Genomic DNA, 17,078 nt, shown 5'->3' with positions numbered 1-17,078 from the left:
GATGCGGATCGCCATCGCCGGCGCCGGAAACGTGGGCCGCTCGATCGCCCAGGAACTGATCGACAACGGCCACCAGGTGATGCTCATCGAACGCCAGCCCAAGATGCTCCGGCCGGACCGGGTGCCCGCCGCCGACTGGGTGCTCGCGGACGCCTGCGAGCTGGCCAGCCTGGAGGAGGCCAACCTCGCCGGCTGCGACGTGGTCGTCGCCGCGACCGGGGACGACAAGGCCAACCTGGTGGTGTCGCTGCTGGCCAAGACCGAGTTCGCGGTGCCCCGGGTGGTGGCCCGGGTCAACCGCGCCGAGAACGAGTGGCTGTTCACCGAGCAGTGGGGGGTCGACGTCGCGGTGAGCAAGCCGCGGGTGATGGCGGCCCTGGTCGAGGAGGCGGTGACGGTCGGCGACCTGGTCCGGCTGATGACGTTCCGGCAGGGCGAGGCGAACCTGGTCGAGATCACCCTGCCGCCCACCGCCCCGTACGTGGGACAGCCGATCCACGCCGTGCCGCTGCCCCGGGACGCCGCGCTCGTGGCGATCCTGCGCGGCAAGCGGGTGCTGGTGCCCAGCCCGGACGACCCGATCGAGGCCGGTGACGAGCTGATCTTCGTCTGTACGGCCGAGGTCGAGGACGACGTCCGCGCGGTGATCCTCGGCGCGGACAGCGTGGAGCGCACCCGCGGCGCGAGCTGAGCGGGTCAGCTGCCGGGCAGCGGCTCCGGTGCCGGCGTCTCGCGGGTGACCCGACGCACCGTCCACACGGTGATCAGCAGCAGCAGCGCGTACGGCGGGTAGCCGAGCAGCAGCCGGGCGACGCCCAGCGCCGTGTCCTGGTGGGCGAGGTAGAGCCCGGCCTGCACGCCGACCTTGGCCAGCCACACCACGCCCCAGAGCACGGTGAGCTGGGTGAAGGTGCGCACCAGCCGGGGGTCGTCGCGCCAGTCCGAGCGGCCCTTGGCCACCAGCACCGACCAGAGCCAGCCCACCAGGGGCTGCCGGATCGCCGCGGAGAGCAGCAGCACCAGGCCGTAGCCGATGCCGTACAGGATGCCGGGGAGGTAGAAGTCCCGCTCGTCGCCCGTGCGCAGCGCGATGAACGCGCCGATGCCGACGCCGAACAGGCCGTTGAGCGCGTGCCGGACCGGCCGGCGCTGGGCCAGCCGCAGGCCGGCGATGAGCAGCGCCGTGGCCACCGAGGCGACGATCGCGGGACGCAGCTCGCCGACGATGTTGGCGACCACGAAGACGACCACGGGGATGCTCGACTCGACCAGGCCCCGCCAGCCCCCGAGCTGGTCGGCCATCTGCTCGGCGAGCGTCGGCAGGCGTTCCTCCTCGGGGCCGCTCTCCGGCTCCGTCGCCCGGTCCTGTCCCGTGGTCATCGCGTGTCTCCCGTCCGCGGCGCCCGCGCCGTCACCTCGGCGACTCCAGCTCGTAGTACGGGTTGTAGATGACCTTGCGGTCGTCCCGCACCGCCACCCGCCCCCGGGCGGTCAGGTGCCGCCCCGGCTCGATGCCGGCGATGTGCCGCCGCCCGAGCCAGACCAACGTCACCACGTCGCTGCCGTCGTACAGGTCGGCCTCCAGGGTGGGCAGGTTGGTCCTGGGAGTGTAGACCACGGTGCGCAGCCGGCCGGTGACGGAGACCACCTGACCGCGCGTACACTGCCGGGCCGGCATCCCGCCGGACTCCGCGCTCTCCCGGCGCAACTCCTGCGCCTCGATCTCCGCCTCGCTCGCGGTGAGCCGGTGCAGGAGCCGCCGCAGCGACACCCTGCTGCCCTCGTCGGTCGTCATGACCTCCGCGTCACCCTCTCCTGGGGCTGGCCGGCCGCGCCGGCACCGTACGGCCCGGCGTGTCGGGGCCGTGCCGCCAGCGTACGCCGAGCGGCGCGGGACGCGGGGTCGGCCGCACGCCCGGCAACCGGGCCGGCCGCACGCCGGAGACCGGCCGCGCCGGCGCTGGGCCGACGGGCCGGTTCCGGGCCGGTACGGCTCAGGCCTGGCGCGGGGCCGGGGCGGCCTCGGCGTCCTCGCCGTCGGGGCCGGCCTGCTCGGCGACCTCGCGGGGCAGCCGCAGCGGCAGCGGCTCGCGCACCGGCTTCGCCTCCTGACCGCGGTCGACGACCAGCCCGTCCAGAACCTCGCGCAGCGGGCCGGCGGCGGCCGGGTCGGCGGCCGCCTCGCCCTGGTAGACGCCGCGGACCATCCAGCGCGGCCCGTCGACGCCGACGAACCGCAGGTCGGTCACGCCGTCCGGGGTGCGCACCCGGGCGCGCAGCTCCGTGCCGTACTCGCCCTGGTGCTCCTGCGCCGCCGCGCCGTCGTTGAACAGCGACTGGCGGATCTCCTCGCGCACCTCGTCCCAGATGCCCTCGGAGCGCGGCGCGGCGAAGACGCCGAGCTGGAGCGCGCTCTGGCCGTGCACCAGCACGACCTGCTGGATCACGCCCTGCGGGTCGGCCTGGACCCGCACCTCCACGTCGGGCACCGCCGGGATCTGCAGGCTGCCCAGGTCGAGCCGCTGCACCCCGTCGGGGGCCTCGGAGACGTCGTACGGCCCGCGCGCCGAAACCGCCGACTCCTCGGCGTCGTGCCCGGCGACGGACTCCGCGGCCCGCTCGTCACGGGCGTGCCGCCCGCCACCGGCCCGCTTTCGGGAGAAGATCACTGCGCCCACCCTCCGCTGTTCGCACTCACCCTGCCACCTCTTCCGGCTGCCCGCTCGCCCGCTCCGCAGGCGGCGGGACGAGCCCGGCGTGCCCGCCGGTCGAGCCGTGCCCGCCGACACCCCGCCGGGACGGCGGCAGCTCGGCCACCGGCTGGAAATCGACCCGCTCCACCCGCTGGACAACGAGCTGCGCGATCCGATCGCCACGGGTGATCTTCGCCGATGTCGTCCGATCGTGGTTGATCAGGTTGACCAGGATCTCACCCCGGTAGCCGGCGTCGACCGTACCGGGCGCGTTGAGCACCGTCACGCCGAGCCTGGCCGCCAACCCCGAACGGGGGTGCACCAGGCCCACGTACCCCTCGGGGAGGGCGATCGCCACACCGGTCGGGACCAGGGCCCGGCCGCCGGGAGGCAGCTCCACGTCCGCGGCGGCCACCAGGTCCGCGCCGGCGTCGCCGGGATGGGCGTACGCCGGCAGCGGCAGCTCCGGGTCCAACTGTCGTACGGGCACGGGCACGTCGATCACGGTCTCCCTCTTCCGTCCGGTTCGCGGGGTGACCCTGCCATCCTGCCGGGTCCGCCGCCCGTCGCGCGCCGTACCCTGACAGGAGTGAGCCTGTCGTCCTCCCCGCCGGCGTCCCCGGGCGCGACCACCGCGTACTCCGAGCGGCTCGACCTGCCGTGGTGGCTGTGGCTGGCCGGCGTGGCCGTCGGCGGCTTCCTCGCCGTCGAGCTGTGGCTGGGCGCGGACGGCGTCCGCGCCTGGCTGCCGTTCGTGGTGCTGCTGCCGGCGGCCGTGGCCGCCCTGTGGTGGCTGGGCCGGATCCGCGTCGCCGTGACGGACGGGGAGCTGCGGGTGGACGACGCCCGGCTGCCGGTGCGGTTCGTCGCCGACGCGGTCCCGCTGGACGCCGCCGGCCGGCGCGAGGTGCTCGGCGTCGGCGCCGACCCGCTGGCCTTCGTGGTGCAGCGGCCGTGGATTCCCGGCGCGGTGCAGGTGGTGCTGGACGACCCCGCCGACCCGACGCCGTTCTGGGTGGTCAGCAGCCGCGACCCGGTGCGGCTCGCCTCAGCGCTCGTGGCGGCCCGCAACGTGAAGCGCGAGGAGTGAGCCGGGTTTGCGAGCCCCGCAGTCGCGAACCACGAAACCAACGTGAAGCGCGAGGAGTGAGCCGGGGACTCAGGGCAGCGCGGGCGGGGGGCCGGGCAGGGCCCGGCGCTGCCGGCGCAGGTCCTTCCGGAGCTGGTCGGCCAGCGACCGGGTGGCCCGCCGGTTGAGGTAGCTGGCCACGGCCGCCCCGGTGAGCAGCGGGCCGAGCGTGGTCACGTTGCGACCGAACCGCCGCAGCAGGGTGTCGCGCAGCTCCTTGCGGGCCGCCGTGCCGAGTACCGCGCCGACGCCCACCCCCGGCGTCATCGGGTTGATTCCCCGCTGGCTGGCCCAGGACTGCACCAGGGCCACCGCGCGCTGGGTCCCGCCGGGGGGCAGCGGGACCCCGTACACCTCGTGCAGCTCGCCGATCAGCTTCAGCTCCACCGCGACCACCGCGACCGTCTCGGCGGCCAGCAGCACGGGCGCGGAGAGCAGCGCCGGGGTGACCGTCCACTCGACGGCGGCCACGCCCCCGCCGGCCGCCCCGATGCCCGCGGTCGTCCGGGCCGCGTTGCGGACCAGCCGGTCGGCGATGGCGTCGTCGTCGAGGCCGGGAAAGTGCCGGCGCAGCGTGGCCAGGTCGCGGATCGGGACGTGCGGGGCGATCTCGGCCACCGTCTCCGTCATCCAGCGGAGGGCGGCCCTCGGCTTGAACAGGTCGGCGATGCCACGGGCCCGGGCCTGGCCGACCAGCCGGGTCAGCAGCTGCCGCCGTCGGGCGGGCGCGATGTCGTCCGCGGTCAGCGCGGCGACCGTGGCGCCCAGTTCCTCGGCGTCGTGGGTCGACTCGCCGAGCGCCGGGGCGGGGTCGGCGCCCGGTCCCCCCGGGCCCGTGCCGTGCTGCCCGCCCCTGCCCGCGTCGCTGCGCTCACCCATGGCTCGCCCTCCCGGAAACCCGTCGGCGTGGAAGCTGCCCAGTCGAGTCAAGCAGTTCGCCGCCACCGGCGCACGGCGTCCCGTCGGGGAGTCGGCGGTCCACGTCCCCGTCGGCGGGCCCGCCGACGGACCGGCCGACGGGCCGCCCCAGGGCCGCGCCAGCAGGGCGCGGTCAGACCGGCGCGGAGGCCGCGCCACCAGGGCGGTCGGACTGGCGCGGAGGCGGCGGTCAGCCGGCGGGGTCGGACGGTCAACGGTGGCAGGTGGCGACAGCGGCGGCCCCGCCGAGGAGGCCGCCGCCGGTGTCCCCCGTCATGCTCAGACGCACTCGCGGCAGATCAGCTCGCCGTTGCGCTCGACCGCCAACTGGCTACGGTGGTGGACCAGGAAGCAGCGGGCGCACCGAAACTCGTCCTGCTGCATCGGTAGCACCTTGACCGTGAGCTCCTCGTCGGCCAGGTCGGCACCGGGGAGCTCGAAGCTCTCGGCGACCTCCGCCTCGTCGACGTCCACGGCACCCGACTGTGAGTCGACGCGCCGTGCCTTGAGCTCTTCCAGGCTGTCCTCGCCGAGGTCGACCTCGTCGCGACGCGGGGCGTCGTAGTCGGTGGCCATCGGTTTCACTCTCCCATGTCGATATGGTCGCTTCCGGTTTTAACGCCGGACGACGCTGTTTCAGTTCCGCTGGCCGGCCACCAATGTGTGTCGGTCACCCGACCCGACCCCGGCCGGACCGGGGCCGCCAGAGAAACTCCCCCGGCGAGCGCGGTACCTTACCCCCCTCTGGGCGAGGCATGTATACCGCCCTCGCGGCTCAGATGTACGCCCCAGCACTCGAAGTTGTTCCCAATGTGACTCAGGCGACACGAAGATAGGGGTAGTAGTACCCGGTTGCCGGTCGGCGCGCCGGCATGTCGGACTGTTTCCACGCGACGGCCGGACAACCGTTAACCTCAGCGGCGTACTCGACGGCCGGCGGGTGGCCCGACCGCTCGCGGCCGCCGCCACCCACCACCGCCCGGGGAGCGTCCAGATGAGCTTTGCGCGAGTGCGAGCACTCGTTGTCGTCGGCCTGCTGGCGGTCGTCGCACTGACCTTCGTGGTCGTGGCCGTGATCCGCGACACCCAGAGCGTGGCCGGCCAGGCCGCCGGGTGCCCCGACGGCGCACCCCTGGCCGACCTCAGCCTCCGCGAGTACAAGGACGTGAAGATCAACGTCTACAACGCCACCGACCAGGTGGGCCTGGCCGCCAGCGTCGCGGACGACTTCCGCAACCGCAAGTTCCAGGTGAAGAAGACGGCCACCGAGGCCAAGCAGGTCGACGAGGTCGCCATCCTGCGGTACGGCCCGAAGGGTGTCGGCTCGGCGCACCTGCTGCGCGCCTTCTTCCTCGACAACGCCACCCCCGTGTACGACGCGGCACGCAAGGACGACACCGTCGACGTGGTGCTGGGCAACGGCTTCCAGCAGTTGGCCACCACCACCGAGGTCAACCAGTCCCTCGGCGACCTGGGCTCCCCGGACCTGCCCGCCGGCGCCTGCCCGATGCCCGCCAAGAAGTGACCCCGCCCGGCGCAGCAGAGTGACCCCGCCGGGCCCGGGTCAGGGCCCGCCGGCGGCGTCGAGCGCGGCGAGCCGGTCGTGCAGCGGCGGGAACAGCGCCGGCGGCGCGGCGATCAGCAGCTCCGGCCCGGCCGGCAGGCCACCCAGCCCGGCGACCCGCAGCCCGGCCTCGGTGGCCACCAGCGCCCCGGCCGCGTGGTCCCACGCGGCCAGTCCCTTCTCGTAGTAGACGTCCACCCGCCCCTCGGCGGCCAGGCACAGGTCCAGGGCGGCGGCGCCGAGCCGGCGGATGTCCCGCACGTGCGGGATCAACTCGGCGACCACCCGGGCCTGGTGCGCGCGCCGCCGCGGGTCGTAGCCGAACCCGGTGGCGACTAGCGCCTGACCCAGGTCGGTCTCGCCCGAGCAGCGCAGCCGCTCCCCCGCGCGCCAGGCGCCGCCGCCGGCCGTGGCCGTCCACTCCTCGCCGGTGTACAGGTTGCGCACCACCCCGGCGACCACCTCGCCGTCCACCTCGGCGGCCACCGAGACCGCGCAGTGCGGCAGCCCGTACAGGTAGTTGACGGTGCCGTCGATCGGGTCGACGATCCACCGCACCCCGCTGCCCGCCTCACCGGCCGCGCTCCCGCCGTACTCCTCGCCGAGCACGGAGTCGTCGGGGCGGAGCGTCGCCAGCGCGTCGAGGATCTGCCGCTCGACCGCCCGGTCGGCGGCGGTGACCACGTCGGTGACGGTGGTCTTGGTCGCGGCGACGAAGACCCCCTCGGCGCGCATCCGGTACGCGGTGTCCGCCGCGTCCCGGGCGACGTCGGTCGCGATCTTGAGCAGTTCCTGCGGCGTCGGCACCGAACTGGTCACGGTCCGCTCCCTTTCGCATGCCGGTCCGTGGGTGGATGAGACACGGGCAGGTTCCCGAAGAACAACGGTTGTCGACGTCAGGCGATGCCCTGACCGAACGTGCCCGCCGTCTCATCATTGCCCATCCCGCCCTGACGGCGGACGCCGGTCCGCCCCGCTGGGATCCGAATTCCAACTCGCCACACACGTCGCGAAGCGGGGGAAAAATGGCGTGCGGCGCGGCCCGAGGCTGGCGTGGTGCACGGATCGGACGGGCGGTCCCGCTTCGCGCGCCGTCTGCGCCGTCTCCACCACCGACCGCGGCGGCGCCTATAATCCTTACAAAGTCCACATCTGCGCCGAATCGGCGGCCCACGCCGCCGTTACGCGTGCGGCGGCGGATGATCGCCGCAGACGGCGTTACAATTCACCCCTGCCCACGCGCCACGGACCGCCAACGACCGGCCGGCCCGGGACACGGGGGTCCCTCAACCACATCGCCCGGCACCGCGCCCCACGCCGCGCCGGACGATCCGGCCGTGCTCGCTCTTCGCCTCCGGAAGGTCATTCGTGACAGAACCCCGCCAGACCGGCGCCGACGTTCGCTCGCTCACCGACACCCTGATCGCCCACGCGCAGAGCGCCGGCGGCCAGCTCACGTCGGCTCAGCTCGCGCGCACCGTCGAGTCCGCCGAGGTGACTCCGGCCCAGGCCAAGAAGATCCTGCGTGCGCTCGCGGAAGCGGGGGTGACCGTGGTCGTGGACGGCTCGACCAGCCCGCGTCGCCGCGTCGCCGCCGCCCGGTCCGCAACCCCGGCGTCCCGGGCCACCACCGCCAAGACCACCAAGAAGGCCGCCCCGCCGGCCCCGAAGCAGGCCCCCGCCGTCGACGAGGTTCCCACCCCGGCGCCGCGGAAGGCCGCCCCGCGCAAGGCCACGACCGACGCGGTCGCCAAGGCGGCCGTGCCGGCGAAGGCGACGAAGCCCACCCGGGCCACCAAGGCCACCGTCGCCGCCGCGGGCAAGCAGCCCGCCAAGGCCGCCACGAAGGCCAAGGGCGGCGACCCCGCCGAGGGTGACATCGACCCGGAGGAGTTGGCCGCCGAGATCGAGGACGTGGTGGTCGAGGAGCCGGCCGAGCTGACCCAGGCCGCCGAGGCCGACGCCGCCAACTCGGCCACGGACAACGACTTCGAGTGGGACGACGAGGAGTCCGAGGCGCTCAAGCAGGCGCGCCGCGACGCCGAGCTGACCGCGTCCGCCGACTCCGTCCGGGCGTACCTGAAGCAGATCGGCAAGGTCCCCCTGCTCAACGCCGAGCAGGAGGTGGAGCTGGCAAAGCGGATCGAGGCCGGCCTCTACGCCGCCGAGCGGCTGCGCGCCGCCGACGAGGGCGAGGAGAAGCTGACCCGCGAGATGCAGCGCGACCTGCTCTGGATCTCCCGGGACGGCGAGCGGGCGAAGAACCACCTGTTGGAGGCCAACCTCCGGCTGGTGGTGTCGCTGGCCAAGCGGTACACGGGCCGCGGCATGGCGTTCCTCGACCTGATCCAGGAGGGCAACCTCGGCCTGATCCGGGCGGTCGAGAAGTTCGACTACACCAAGGGCTACAAGTTCTCCACGTACGCCACCTGGTGGATCCGGCAGGCGATCACCCGGGCCATGGCCGACCAGGCCCGCACCATCCGTATCCCGGTGCACATGGTCGAGGTGATCAACAAGCTCGGCCGGATACAGCGCGAGCTGCTCCAGGACCTGGGCCGCGAGCCCACGCCGGAGGAGCTGGCCAAGGAGATGGACATCACACCGGAGAAGGTGCTGGAGATCCAGCAGTACGCCCGGGAGCCCATCTCGCTCGACCAGACCATCGGCGACGAGGGCGACAGCCAGCTCGGCGACTTCATCGAGGACTCGGAGGCCGTGGTCGCGGTCGACGCCGTCTCGTTCTCGCTGCTGCAGGACCAGCTCCAGCAGGTGCTGCAGACGCTGTCCGAGCGGGAGGCGGGGGTGGTCCGGCTGCGGTTCGGCCTGACCGACGGCCAGCCGCGGACCCTGGACGAGATCGGCCAGGTCTACGGCGTGACCCGGGAGCGAATCCGGCAGATCGAGTCGAAGACGATGTCGAAGCTGCGCCACCCGTCCCGTTCGCAGGTGCTCCGCGACTACCTGGACTGACCGGATTCGTCAACCAAACGTGTCGCTTTGATCACCAGGCGTGCAACACCGCATCGCGATCACTCGGTTGCACGATTGTGATCGTTGGCGTGGCACCCTTGGGGCACGGCACACTGTTGCTGCCATGTGTGACCTCGGTCCCCCGCGGGCACACAGGGAAGGCAGGGCCCGAGTTGGGTGTTGCACGATAGGTGAGCAACGACCGAAGAGATTGTTCATCGGTGACGACCAGAGGAGGAAGGCGATGACCCCGACCCTCACGCCGCCGCCCGAGACGGTGAGCCCCCCGGCCGCCGATGAACGGTGCGACCGCTGCAACGCTGCCGGCAAGCTCCGTATCACTCTGGCTGGCGGAAGCGAGCTGGTGTTCTGTGGGCACCACGCGAACAAGTACGCGGAGGATCTCGTCAAGATCACCGTACGGTACGCGACGGACCCCGAGTTCAACTGGCGTGGCGCCGACCTGATGGCGAACTGAGTCACGCCGGACACATAGCCGAACGGAGGGCTCCCACGGGGGCCCTCCGTTCGGCTTTTGCGCCCCGCCCCGGGCCACCCTCCCGGCCTCGTCCGCGGGTCCCACGGCAGCTCGCCCGCGGTGATCAAGAGGTTTGCGTCGGAATCGCCGCCCGCGTCGACACAAAGCTCTTGATCACCCCATCGCGGCGCGGACCGGCCCGCGGGGAACCGCGCGAGGCGTATGGCACCTCGACGTCGGTGTGCCATGGGTGTCCGAGCGCCGCCATGTCGCCGACATCGAGCCGATCAAGATCGGCGGCCGCCCTCGGGGGATCAGAGGGTCTGGACCGTGGCGATGCGTTCCTCGAGCTGCTCGATCGTGGCCTGGGCGCTCGGCGGGCCGCCGCAGAGGCGGCGCAGCTCGGCGTGGATCTTGCCGTGCGGCAGCCCGGTGCGGTGGTGCCGGGCGGCCACGAGGGCGTTGAGTTGGCGCCGGAGCGCCACCCGGCGCTGCGCGGCACTCATCGGCGCGGGCGGCGCCGCCGGGGCCGCAGCGGCCGGCTCGGCGGCCCGTTGGGCGGCCCGGCGGCGCTGCGCCGCCAACTGCTCGGCCTGCCGCTTGCTCAGCAGCAGCGAGACCTCGTCGGCGGTGAGCAGGCCGGGCAGACCCAGGTACTCCTGCTCCTCCGGCGTGCCGGCCTGCGCGGCCGTGCCGAAGGACGCGCCGTCGAAGATCACCTGGTCCAGCTCGGCAGTGGCCGACAGGGCGGTGAACCGCTTCTCCAGCTCGCCGCTGGCCTGCTCGTCGCGCTGGGCGCGCTCCAGCAGCCCGTCCTCGAAGCCGTCGTCCTTCGGCTTGCCGAGCACGTGGTCGCGCTCGGCCTCCATCTCGCTGGCCAGGCCGAGCAGGTGCGGCACGCTCGGCAGGAACACCGAGGCTATCTCCCCCGGGCGGCGCGCCCGGACGAACCGGCCGATCGCCTGGGCGAAGTACAGCGGCGTGCTGGCGCTCGTGGCGTAGACGCCGACCGCCAGCCGCGGGATGTCCACGCCCTCGGAGACCATCCGGACCGCGACCAGCCACCGCTGCTCGGACGCCGCGAACGCCGCGATCCGGGCGGAGGCGCCCTGGTCGTCCGAGAGCACCACGGCGGCCTTCTCGCCGGTCACCTGCTCGATCAGCTTCGCGTACGAGCGGGCGTTCTGCTGGTCGCTGGCGATGACCAGGCCGCCGGCGTCGACCATGCCCGCCTCGCGCAGCACGCTCAGGCGGGCGTCGGCGGCCCGCAGCACCTGCGGCATCCAGTCACCGGCCGGGTCCAGCGCCGTACGCCACGCCTGGGCGATCAGGTCCTGCGTCATCGGCTCGCCCAGCCGGGCTGCCAGTTCGTCGCCGGCGTTGGTCCGCCACCGGGTCTCCCCGGAGTACGCCAGGAACAGCACCGGCCGCACCACGCCGTCGCGCAGCGCGTCGGAGTACCCGTAGACCGCGTCGGCGCGGGACCGCAGCAGGCCGTCGCCGCCCCGCTCGTACGTGACGAACGGGATCGGGTTGTCGTCGGAGCGGAACGGGGTGCCGGTGAGCATCAGCCGGCGTACGGCGGGCTCGAACGCCGCCTTCACGCCGTCGCCCCAGGTACGCGAGTCGCCGGCGTGGTGGATCTCGTCGAGGATGACCAGGGTGCGCCGGGTCATGGTGCGCCGGCGGTGCACCTGCGGCGCCATGCCGACCTGGGCGTAGGTGACCACGGCGCCGTGGAAGTCGGCCGCGGAGTGCAGGTCGGCGTTGCGGAACGCGGCGTCGAGCTGGATGCCGACCCGGGCGGCCGACTCGGCCCACTGCGTCTTGAGGTGCTCGGTGGGGGCGACCACCGTGACCGCCTCCACCGTGCCGTCGGCGAGCAGCTCGGCGGCGATCCGCAGGGCGAAGGTGGTCTTGCCGGCCCCAGGGGTCGCGACCGCGGTGAAGTCCTCGGCGCGCCGCCGCAGGTACTCCACCAGCGCCTTGCGTTGCCAGGAGCGCAGGGGCGGGAACGTCTCGAGCACCGGCGTCCGGGCTGCCACGCGTCAGGCTCCTTTCCGACCGCACGAGGGCGGACCCCGGCCGAGGGCCGCGGGTGCCGTCGTGCCGGCCGCCCGGGTGGCGGGATCTCGCCCATGAAAATGCCCTCGCGCATCCGGTGCCGCGAAGGCCGACTCAGCATAACCAGCGCGGGGCGGCCGGCCCAGGCGACGCCACGCTGGTCACATCCGTACCCTGGCCACCCCTCCGCGAATCGGTCAGCCGCCGGGGTGCGGCGGGTGCAGGGCGGGGACCGGCGCGGACCAGCGCCGGCGCAGCGAGACCAGGCGCACCGCGAAGACGAACGCCGCGGCGACGGTCAGCCAGGCCGCGTTGGCGTGCCCGTACGCGTCCAGCACGGCGACGGCGACCGAGCCGGCCAGGGCGGCCACCGCGTAGATCTCCCGGCGCAGCACGATCGGGATCTCGGCGGTGAGCAGGTCCCGGCCGAGCCCGCCGCCGATCGCGGTGAGCATGCCGATGAGACAGGCGCCGACCGCCGGCACCTGGGCGTCGAGCGCCTTCAGCGTGCCGGTGACCGTGAACAGTCCCAGCCCGGCCGCGTCCAGCACGAGCACGGTGGTGCGCAGCCGGGCGAACTGGGGGTGCAGCCAGAAGACGGCGGCGGCCGTGACGGCGGCGGTGACGGCGTACCGCCAGTCGGCGAAGGCCAGCGGGGGCACCTCGTCGATCACCAGGTCGCGGACGATCCCGCCGCCGAGCGCGGCGACGAATCCGACGAACACGACCCCGAACAGGTCGAGCCGCTTGGCCACCGCCGCGGAGGCGCCGGAGGCGGCGAACACGGCCACCCCGGTCAGGTCGGCGAGGAGCAGGGCGGTGGAGGTGGTCACCGCCGCAGGTTACGCGGGCGGCCCGGGGGTCGCCGGGGGTCAGTCGGCCCAGGAGTCGTAGATCTCCTTGCACTTGGGGCAGACCGGGGAGCCGGGCTTCGCCGCCTTGGTCACCGGGAAGGTCTCCCCGCACAGCGCGACGACGAACGTGCCCATGACGGCGCTCTCGGCGATCTTGTCCTTGCGCACGTAGTGGAACATCTCGGGGCCGGTGTCGGCGTCCTTCAGCTCCGGGCGTTCGAGAACCTGTGTGCTCACTTCTACACCTCCAAAATGCCAGTTTGGCAGGCCAGCGGAACAGGGTCCAACCGAGTCCGCCCCCGGCGGCCCGTACCGTAACGGAAGTGACCAACTTTCCCATCCGTCTCGGCACCGAGGTGGCCGACGCCCTGCGCGACGGGCGCCCGGTCGTCGCCCTGGAGAGCACCATCGTCTCGCACGGCCTCCCCCGGCCCGACAACCTGCGGGTCGCCCGGGAGATCGAGCAGGCCGTCCGCGACGCCGGGGCGGTCCCGGCGACCATCGGCATGGTCGGCGGCCGGCTGGTGGTGGGGCTCGACGACGCGGAGCTCACCCGGCTCGCCACCGTCGACGAGGTCGCCAAGCTCTCCGTACGTGACCTCGCGGTGGCCGCCGCCATCGGCGCGGACGGCGCGACCACGGTCGCCGCGACCAGCGCGGTGGCCGCCGCCGCCGGCATCGGCGTGTTCGCCACCGGCGGCCTCGGCGGGGTGCACCGCGAGGCGGCGCACACGTTCGACGAGTCGGCCGACGTGGTCACCCTGGCCCGGACCCCGATCGCGGTGGTGTGCGCCGGGGTCAAGTCGATCCTCGACGTCGGGGCGACCCTGGAGCGGCTGGAGACCCTCGGCGTCTCCGTGGTCGGCTACCGCACCCGCCGGTTCCCCGGCTTCTACCTGACCGACGCCGGCTTCGACCTCGACTGGTCGGTCGACTCGCCAGAGCAGGTGGCCGAGGTGCTGGCCGCCCGGGCCGGCCACGGGGTGCACGGCGGCGGTCTGGTCGTGGCCAACCCGCTGCCGGTCGACGAGCAGCTCGACCCGGCCCTGCACGACCGGACCCTCGCCGAGGGCCTCGCCCTGCTGGAGCGCGACGGGGTTACCGGCAAGGCCGTGACGCCGTACGTGCTGGCGCACTTCCACTCCGCCACGGAGGGCGCCAGCCTCGCGGTGAACGTGCGGATCATCCTGCGCAACGCCGACCTCGCCGCCCGGATCGCGGTCGCCGCGGCGGCGCGCACCGCCTCCGCCGCATGACCGGTGCCTCCCGGATCCTGGTCGTCGGCGACCTGATCACCGACGTGGTGGCCGTCCTGGGTGGGCCGCTCGCCACGGGCTCGGACACCCCGGCCACGATCCGGGTCAGCGGCGGGGGTCAGGCGGCCAACACCGCCGCCTGGCTCGCCGCGCAGGGCGCGGCGGTGACGATGGTCGGCGCGGTCGGCGACGACGACGCGGGGCGCGACCGGGTGGCCGAGCTGGAGCGGGCCGGCGTCGACTGCGCCATCGAGCGCCATTCGCGCTGCGCCACGGGCACCGTGATCGTGCTCACGGGCGACGGCGAGCGCACGATGGTCACCGAGCGCGGGGCGAACCTGCGGTTGACCGCCGGGCACGTCGAGGCCGCCCTGGCCGGGGCGCCCGACGCCCGGCACCTGCACCTGTCCGCGTACCCCCTGCTCGACGCCGGGTCGCGGGAGGCCGGGCTGCGGGCGCTGGCCGCGGCGCGCGGAGCCGGGCTGACCACCAGCGTCGACGCGGCGTCCGCGGCGCCGCTGCGGCGGGTCGGCGCCGCGGCGTTCCTGAGCTGGGTACGCGACGTGGACCTGCTGCTGGTCAACGCCGACGAGGCGGCAGTGCTGGCCGGCGGGCTGGACCCGGCGGCGCAGGCTCGGGCCCTGTCGGCGGCGGCCCGGCGGGTGGTGGTCAAGCGGGGCGCGGCCGGGGCGGTCTGGGCGGACCGGGCGGCCACGCTCAGCGTCGCGCCGGCGCGGCGGGTGGCGGTGGTGGACGTCACGGGGGCCGGGGACGCGTTCGCCGCCGGGTTGCTCACGGCCTGGCTGGCCGGTGCCGAGCCCCGCGCGGCGCTGGACCGGGCCGGGGACCTGGGCGCCCTCGCCGTCTCGGTGGTGGGCGCCCGTCCGAGCGGGTGACGGCCGGCGCCCGTATGCGGTTGCCCGGCGACCGCCCGGCCGCCGGTCAGGGCTCGGCGTCGATGACCGGGTGCGGACGCTCCTCGGCCGTCAGGCTCATCGGCGGGGCCTCGTCCTGGCTGCCGGGCTGGAACCGGTTGGCCAGCCGGTGCCGCTCCTTCGGCGGCCGGTCGTTGGCCAGCAGCACCGCGAGCCACGGGATGAGCACCATGCCGAGGGCGCACAGCGACAGCCAGAGCCAGAGCAGGGGCGGCCGCGCGCTCACCAGGACCGCGCCGACGATCAGGCAGGCCACCCGGATGCCCATCATCAGGACGTAGCGCCGCTGCCGGCTGGTCAGCTGGTCGTCCTGGCTGCGCGCCGCGTCGGTGATCAGGATCGGTTGGTACGCCTGACGTTTCACCACGGACCTCCAAGAGGGATCAGGCCCATCCTGTCACCTCGCGCGGTTGATCGGCGAAAATCCGGCGTCGACGGCACCGACAACGACTGGGACATCCTCTCCGCCCGCGAGCTGAGCGACGTGGAGGCCAAGCGCTACGACGAGGCCGTGCGGAGGACTCGGCGACGAGGAGGCGGTGACGATGCACCGTAACGACGCGACGAAGCAGTTCCACAGCGGCGGCGACCGGATCGCGGAGCTGATCGACGAGACCCAGCCCGTGGAGCTGCCCACCCCCGACACGGACGTGCCGATGGTCAGCCGCTCGGTCCGGCTGTCCCTGGACACGTACGAACGGGTGCGGGCGGCCGCCGACGCCCGGGGCATCGGGGTGACCACCCTGATGCGGCAGTGGATCGAGGCCGGCCTGGCCGAGCTGGACGACTCGGCGACCGTGTCGCTGGCCGACGTCCGGCGCGCCCTCGCCGCCCTGTCCCGCCCGACCGCCGCCTGAGCCCTCGACGCCGGGCCGCCGGGGGCCGCCGCGTCACCCGGTCCCAGCGCCGGGCCGCCGCCCGGGGGTCGCCCCCGGACGGCGGCGTCCTCACGCCGTCAACTGCACGAACGCGGCCCGCTCGGCGTCGCGCACGTACGTCTGCCCCGACGGGTACGTCAGCGTGGCGTCAAGGTTGCAGTCGCCCCGGTAGAACCACTCGACGTACGGCAGGTCGGGCTGCGCCCGCAGGTGGGTCATGTTGTCCCGCATCGCCTGCGCGCACAGCGTCCCGTTCGGGTCGTACGCGACGCCGCTGTTCAACGTGGGCTTGCGCTTGATCCCCCACTCGGGGACGACCAGCGGACGGCCGACCCGCCGCGCCTGCGCGAGCGCGAAGTCGTTGCGCTCGACCGGCGTGCGGTACCGCTCGTAGCCGGCGTCGTAGATGTCGAAGCCCACCGCGTCGACCCCGGCGTAGCCGGACACCACCCCGAAGTCCGCCCACCAGGTGGCGGTACGCCGGGCGTAGTACTCGGTGAACACCGGGACCAGCCAGACCTCCCGACGCCGGGGGTGCCCGGCCAGGGCGGCCACCAGCTCCTGCCACTCCTGCCGGTACGCCGCCGGGGTGGGGTCGTCGCCGTTCTGCTGCTCCGGCTCGTGGTCGAGGGTCAGCAGGTCCACCACCTGCCGGCGGGCGACGGGCCGCGCGGAGAGCCAGTCCCGGACCGCGGTCGGGGAGGTGGCCGACGACCAGTCCTTGAAGCTGTAGTGCGCGGCGCAGTCGGCCGGCACCTGGGCGAGGGCGCCCGACGACCAGGACTCCAGCCCGGCGCCCGATCCCGAGTACACCCGTATCGACCTCGGCCGGGGATACCGGGCGAGCATCGCCTGCACCGACGCGGCCGAGCTCTGCGGCGGGCACCAGCCCAGGGCCAGGGGCGCCTGGACCGTGAGGGTGGTCGTGCTCGCGGTGGCGTTCCCCGCCGCGTCCCGTACCCGCGCGGTCAGGGTCACGGTACGGGTGGCCATCAGACCCGGACCGAGAAGCGCCCCGGCGCGGCCGGGTCGGCGACGATCGTCACGGCCGTGTCGGTGCTGGTCAGCTCGTACTTCAGCGGGTCACCCACGGTCAGGGTGGTGGTGGCGGTCGCCACGTGCCCGCCCACGTCGGTCACCCGGCCGGTGACGGTCACGGTGCGGGCGTCGGGGTCGTACGCGTCGATGACCACCTGGGCCGACTGGCCGGGCTGGAGTGTGCCGGGGGTGGCGGTGATCGACCGGATGACGGGGTTCGCCATGGTGCCCTCCGGGGGCGGCTACGGGCCGGAGCCCGTCAGGAACGGGACCAGCGGCGGGACGCCCGGTATGGGCG

The 17,078-nt window shown here is 74.0% G+C and carries 21 protein-coding genes; 8 read left to right on the top strand and 13 right to left on the bottom strand.

Going from position 1 to position 17,078, the window contains the following annotated elements; genetic code table 11:
* Position 1: 1 nt before the first annotated feature.
* A complete protein-coding gene (locus JD77_RS20070; protein ID WP_145775705.1) occupies positions 2–691 on the top strand; it encodes a potassium channel family protein in 690 nt (229 codons plus the stop codon).
* Between the two features lie 5 nt (positions 692–696).
* Here the strand turns inward: JD77_RS20070 and JD77_RS20065 are convergent, their stop codons facing one another.
* The 4 genes from JD77_RS20065 to dut form a co-directional block, all read right to left on the bottom strand.
* Positions 697–1,380 (bottom strand): DUF3159 domain-containing protein, encoded by a 684-nt coding sequence (locus tag JD77_RS20065; RefSeq protein ID WP_145775704.1) that lies wholly within the window; start codon positions 1,378–1,380, stop codon positions 697–699.
* Positions 1,381–1,411: 31 nt separating this feature from the next.
* Positions 1,412–1,795, bottom strand: a complete 384-nt coding sequence (locus JD77_RS20060; protein WP_145775703.1) for an OB-fold nucleic acid binding domain-containing protein — start codon at positions 1,793–1,795, stop codon at positions 1,412–1,414.
* Positions 1,796–1,994: 199 nt separating this feature from the next.
* A complete protein-coding gene (locus JD77_RS20055) occupies positions 1,995–2,669 on the bottom strand; it encodes a DUF3710 domain-containing protein (RefSeq protein ID WP_145775702.1) in 675 nt (224 codons plus the stop codon).
* A 25-nt stretch (positions 2,670–2,694) separates the two neighbouring features.
* A complete protein-coding gene (dut, locus tag JD77_RS20050; RefSeq protein WP_145775701.1) occupies positions 2,695–3,198 on the bottom strand; it encodes a dUTP diphosphatase in 504 nt (167 codons plus the stop codon).
* Positions 3,199–3,282: 84 nt separating this feature from the next.
* Between dut and JD77_RS20045 the strand changes: the two genes are divergently transcribed.
* Complete coding sequence (locus JD77_RS20045; protein ID WP_211372613.1) at positions 3,283–3,783, top strand: DUF3093 domain-containing protein; 501 nt, start codon at positions 3,283–3,285, stop codon at positions 3,781–3,783.
* Positions 3,784–3,852: 69 nt separating this feature from the next.
* Here the strand turns inward: JD77_RS20045 and JD77_RS20040 are convergent, their stop codons facing one another.
* A complete protein-coding gene (locus JD77_RS20040; RefSeq protein ID WP_246140771.1) occupies positions 3,853–4,701 on the bottom strand; it encodes a hypothetical protein in 849 nt (282 codons plus the stop codon).
* Positions 4,702–5,019: 318 nt separating this feature from the next.
* Positions 5,020–5,316, bottom strand: coding sequence for a DUF4193 domain-containing protein (locus JD77_RS20035; RefSeq protein ID WP_007075406.1), 297 nt, complete (start codon positions 5,314–5,316; stop codon positions 5,020–5,022).
* Positions 5,317–5,749: 433 nt separating this feature from the next.
* Here JD77_RS20035 and JD77_RS20030 point away from each other — a divergent pair, with 433 nt between their 5' ends.
* Positions 5,750–6,265 carry a LytR C-terminal domain-containing protein gene (locus JD77_RS20030; RefSeq protein ID WP_211372829.1) on the top strand — a complete coding sequence of 172 codons (516 nt, stop codon included), beginning with the start codon at positions 5,750–5,752 and terminating at the stop codon, positions 6,263–6,265.
* A gap of 39 nt (positions 6,266–6,304) precedes the next feature.
* Here the strand turns inward: JD77_RS20030 and JD77_RS20025 are convergent, their stop codons facing one another.
* On the bottom strand, positions 6,305–7,123 hold the full coding sequence (locus JD77_RS20025) for an inositol monophosphatase family protein (protein WP_145775698.1): 819 nt from the start codon (positions 7,121–7,123) through the stop codon (positions 6,305–6,307).
* Between the two features lie 549 nt (positions 7,124–7,672).
* On the opposite strand from JD77_RS20025, the gene JD77_RS20020 reads away from it, so the two are divergent.
* Positions 7,673–9,277, top strand: coding sequence for an RNA polymerase sigma factor (locus JD77_RS20020; protein ID WP_145775697.1), 1,605 nt, complete (start codon positions 7,673–7,675; stop codon positions 9,275–9,277).
* 244 nt (positions 9,278–9,521) lie between these two features.
* On the top strand, positions 9,522–9,755 hold the full coding sequence (locus JD77_RS20015; protein ID WP_145775696.1) for a DUF7455 domain-containing protein: 234 nt from the start codon (positions 9,522–9,524) through the stop codon (positions 9,753–9,755).
* Positions 9,756–10,069: 314 nt separating this feature from the next.
* Here JD77_RS20015 and JD77_RS20010 read toward each other — a convergent pair whose 3' ends face one another.
* The 3 genes from JD77_RS20010 to JD77_RS20000 all read right to left on the bottom strand — a co-directional run bounded on the left by JD77_RS20010 (position 10,070) and on the right by JD77_RS20000 (position 12,910).
* Positions 10,070–11,800, bottom strand: a complete 1,731-nt coding sequence (locus JD77_RS20010) for a DEAD/DEAH box helicase (RefSeq protein ID WP_145775695.1) — start codon at positions 11,798–11,800, stop codon at positions 10,070–10,072.
* Between the two features lie 216 nt (positions 11,801–12,016).
* Positions 12,017–12,652, bottom strand: a complete 636-nt coding sequence (locus JD77_RS20005) for a trimeric intracellular cation channel family protein (protein WP_145775694.1) — start codon at positions 12,650–12,652, stop codon at positions 12,017–12,019.
* Between the two features lie 39 nt (positions 12,653–12,691).
* The gene (locus JD77_RS20000) at positions 12,692–12,910 is read right to left on the bottom strand and encodes a DUF3039 domain-containing protein (RefSeq protein ID WP_145775693.1); all 219 of its coding nucleotides are present in this window, start codon (positions 12,908–12,910) and stop codon (positions 12,692–12,694) included.
* 86 nt (positions 12,911–12,996) lie between these two features.
* Between JD77_RS20000 and JD77_RS19995 the strand changes: the two genes are divergently transcribed.
* Positions 12,997–13,929, top strand: a complete 933-nt coding sequence (locus JD77_RS19995) for a pseudouridine-5'-phosphate glycosidase (RefSeq protein ID WP_145775692.1) — start codon at positions 12,997–12,999, stop codon at positions 13,927–13,929.
* Positions 13,926–14,825: a carbohydrate kinase family protein gene (locus tag JD77_RS19990; protein ID WP_145775691.1), complete on the top strand. Its 900-nt coding sequence runs from the start codon at positions 13,926–13,928 to the stop codon at positions 14,823–14,825. The genes JD77_RS19995 and JD77_RS19990 overlap by 4 nt, the downstream gene beginning before the upstream one ends.
* A gap of 46 nt (positions 14,826–14,871) precedes the next feature.
* Here the strand turns inward: JD77_RS19990 and JD77_RS19985 are convergent, their stop codons facing one another.
* Positions 14,872–15,228: a DUF3099 domain-containing protein gene (locus tag JD77_RS19985; RefSeq protein ID WP_145775690.1), complete on the bottom strand. Its 357-nt coding sequence runs from the start codon at positions 15,226–15,228 to the stop codon at positions 14,872–14,874.
* Between the two features lie 181 nt (positions 15,229–15,409).
* Between JD77_RS19985 and JD77_RS19975 the strand changes: the two genes are divergently transcribed.
* A complete protein-coding gene (locus JD77_RS19975; protein ID WP_145777680.1) occupies positions 15,410–15,721 on the top strand; it encodes a hypothetical protein in 312 nt (103 codons plus the stop codon).
* A gap of 90 nt (positions 15,722–15,811) precedes the next feature.
* Here JD77_RS19975 and JD77_RS19970 read toward each other — a convergent pair whose 3' ends face one another.
* Both JD77_RS19970 and JD77_RS19965 read right to left on the bottom strand, forming a co-directional pair.
* Positions 15,812–16,735 (bottom strand): hypothetical protein, encoded by a 924-nt coding sequence (locus tag JD77_RS19970; RefSeq protein WP_145775688.1) that lies wholly within the window; start codon positions 16,733–16,735, stop codon positions 15,812–15,814.
* Complete coding sequence (locus tag JD77_RS19965) at positions 16,735–17,004, bottom strand: hypothetical protein (protein ID WP_145775687.1); 270 nt, start codon at positions 17,002–17,004, stop codon at positions 16,735–16,737. The genes JD77_RS19970 and JD77_RS19965 overlap by 1 nt, the downstream gene beginning before the upstream one ends.
* Positions 17,005–17,078 lie beyond the last annotated feature (74 nt).

Source organism: Micromonospora olivasterospora, from assembly GCF_007830265.1.
GTDB classification, from domain to species: domain Bacteria; phylum Actinomycetota; class Actinomycetes; order Mycobacteriales; family Micromonosporaceae; genus Micromonospora; species Micromonospora olivasterospora.
This window is presented reverse-complemented; position numbering and strand designations above follow the sequence as displayed.

Coding starts and splice junctions, on each gene's coding strand:
- JD77_RS20035 (WP_007075406.1), bottom strand. CDS start 5,316: ATGGCCACCGACTACGACGCCCCGCGTCGCGACGAGGTCGACCTCGGC.
- JD77_RS19975 (WP_145777680.1), top strand. CDS start 15,410: ATGCACCGTAACGACGCGACGAAGCAGTTCCACAGCGGCGGCGACCGG.
- JD77_RS20040 (WP_246140771.1), bottom strand. CDS start 4,701: ATGGGTGAGCGCAGCGACGCGGGCAGGGGCGGGCAGCACGGCACGGGC.
- JD77_RS20060 (WP_145775703.1), bottom strand. CDS start 1,795: ATGACGACCGACGAGGGCAGCAGGGTGTCGCTGCGGCGGCTCCTGCAC.
- JD77_RS20070 (WP_145775705.1), top strand. CDS start 2: ATGCGGATCGCCATCGCCGGCGCCGGAAACGTGGGCCGCTCGATCGCC.
- JD77_RS20065 (WP_145775704.1), bottom strand. CDS start 1,380: ATGACCACGGGACAGGACCGGGCGACGGAGCCGGAGAGCGGCCCCGAG.
- JD77_RS19965 (WP_145775687.1), bottom strand. CDS start 17,004: ATGGCGAACCCCGTCATCCGGTCGATCACCGCCACCCCCGGCACACTC.
- JD77_RS20015 (WP_145775696.1), top strand. CDS start 9,522: ATGACCCCGACCCTCACGCCGCCGCCCGAGACGGTGAGCCCCCCGGCC.
- JD77_RS19970 (WP_145775688.1), bottom strand. CDS start 16,735: ATGGCCACCCGTACCGTGACCCTGACCGCGCGGGTACGGGACGCGGCG.
- JD77_RS19990 (WP_145775691.1), top strand. CDS start 13,926: ATGACCGGTGCCTCCCGGATCCTGGTCGTCGGCGACCTGATCACCGAC.